Origin of the sequence: Geobacillus sp. WSUCF1, from assembly GCF_000422025.1 — a bacterium.
Classification (GTDB): Bacteria; Bacillota; Bacilli; order Bacillales; family Anoxybacillaceae; genus Geobacillus; species Geobacillus zalihae.
In genome coordinates this window covers 1-1,683 of the sequence record NZ_ATCO01000298.1, presented here as the reverse complement: position 1 = coordinate 1,683, position 1,683 = coordinate 1, and the positions used below count along the sequence as shown (strand labels likewise).

Here is a 1,683-nt window from a genome sequence, read left to right as displayed (position 1 = left end):
GTGGGTAGTTCACAAAAGATACAATATATCTATCGTGTCACCGAAGTCATTTGTCCCTGCATCTCGTAATGAAGAAAGGGTGTCCCATTGCGTTTGGGACACCCCCTTGCCGCACATTCAGCCTTTATCGCTCACGCCCGCTCTTCCAGCGCGGCGACGACTTTTTCCGCCGTGCTTCGGCTTGATTGCGGATTTTGCCCGGTGATCAAGTTGCCGTCGCGCACCGAGAAATCGGTCCACTTCTCGCCGCGGACGAAATTCGCACCGCGCAGGCGCAACGTCGACTCGAGCAAAAACGGCATATGCACATCAAGCCCGACTTCGCGTTCTTCTTCGTCTGTAAACGACGTGACCGTTTTTCCTTTCACAATCGGCGTACCGTCTTTGTATGTGGCGTTCACCAGCCTGACGGACCGTGGCAGACAGCGGCGATGATCCGGCCGTCTTCGGCAAACTGCTGCAAGACGTATTGCAGCGTTTCATTGTCTGGAAAATCGAACATCGTCCCATGTCCTCCGGGAAGGAAAATGGCGTCAAACCCGTGTGCATCGTCCCTGCTCAAACGTGCTGTGTTCTTCAGCGCCGCTTCCGCTTCCGCCCAAGACGGATCTTTTTCATTGATGCTGCGCGGGTCAAGCGGCACCTCGCCGCCTTGAATGCTCGCCACTTTCACGTCATACCCTTTTTCTTGAAACACCAAGTACGGCACAGCAAACTCTTCCAGCCAAAGCCCGGTTTTATGGTCGTCGGTGATCGTCGTATGGTTTGTCACCACCATGAGCACTCGTTTCGTCATGCCCGCATTCCTCCTTTAGGTTTTAGCATGTTCTCTACCATTCATCATACTTTACATTGGGCAAAAGCGGAAAAAATATGCTTGTGAAATGGAAAAGGAATGAATCGCTGGCAGACGATCAAGCAACGAGCACCTATATTCCGTTGATGAGGAGAGGCGGCATCGTGCCAGCTCTCCTGAAAAAGAACGCCGCCCCCAGCATGCGGGGAGCGGCGTTGACTCGCCTTCTTAACTGATTTTTTGTTGTTCCAGTCCAGCTGTCTCGCTTGCCGGCTGCCGAAACGGCCACCAGTTCGCGCGGCCGAACGTGCGGACCATGACCGGCACAAACAGCGGCAGAACGACGAGGGCGTAAAGGAGAAGCCCCGTCAGCACAATCGTCGCGATTTGCAAGAGCGACAAGACGCCGGACGGATACATCGCGGCGAACGTTCCGCCTAAAATGACGGCGGCCGAGATGATGACCGTCCCCATATGGCCCATCGCCGACAGCATCGCTTCCTTCACCGGCCGGCCGCGGTATTCGTTGAACCGATCCATGAGGAAGATGCTGTAGTCGATGCCAAGCGCCAACAGCAACACAAAGGCGAAGAACGACACCGCCCAGTTCAAGCCGGCATAGCCGAGGCCGTTGACGAAAATGAGTTCGGTGACGGCCATCGATGTGTAATACGTCAGGACGAGCGACAAGATCAAATAGAGCGGCATGATAAGCGAACGAAGGAGCGCTGCGAGCACGATGGCGATGCCGATCAACATCAGCACGGCCGTCCGTTTATAGTCGGCGTTTGAGATCGCCTGCAAATCGGCGTACGTGCTTGTGACGCCGCCGACAGCGATCGTCGCGTCTTCCCACTTCGTCCCTTTCACCGCCCGCTCAGCGGCGG

General features: G+C 55.7%; 1 protein-coding gene and 1 pseudogene. Both read right to left on the bottom strand.

The annotated features are described in order from the left end of the window. Positions 1-131: 131 nt before the first annotated feature. A pseudogene (locus tag I656_RS0117300) lies at positions 132-796 on the bottom strand (type 1 glutamine amidotransferase domain-containing protein). A gap of 228 nt (positions 797-1,024) precedes the next feature. Continuing rightward, the coding region (locus tag I656_RS0117295) for an MMPL family transporter (RefSeq protein WP_033007029.1) at positions 1,025-1,683 on the bottom strand (659 nt) is incomplete at its 5' end.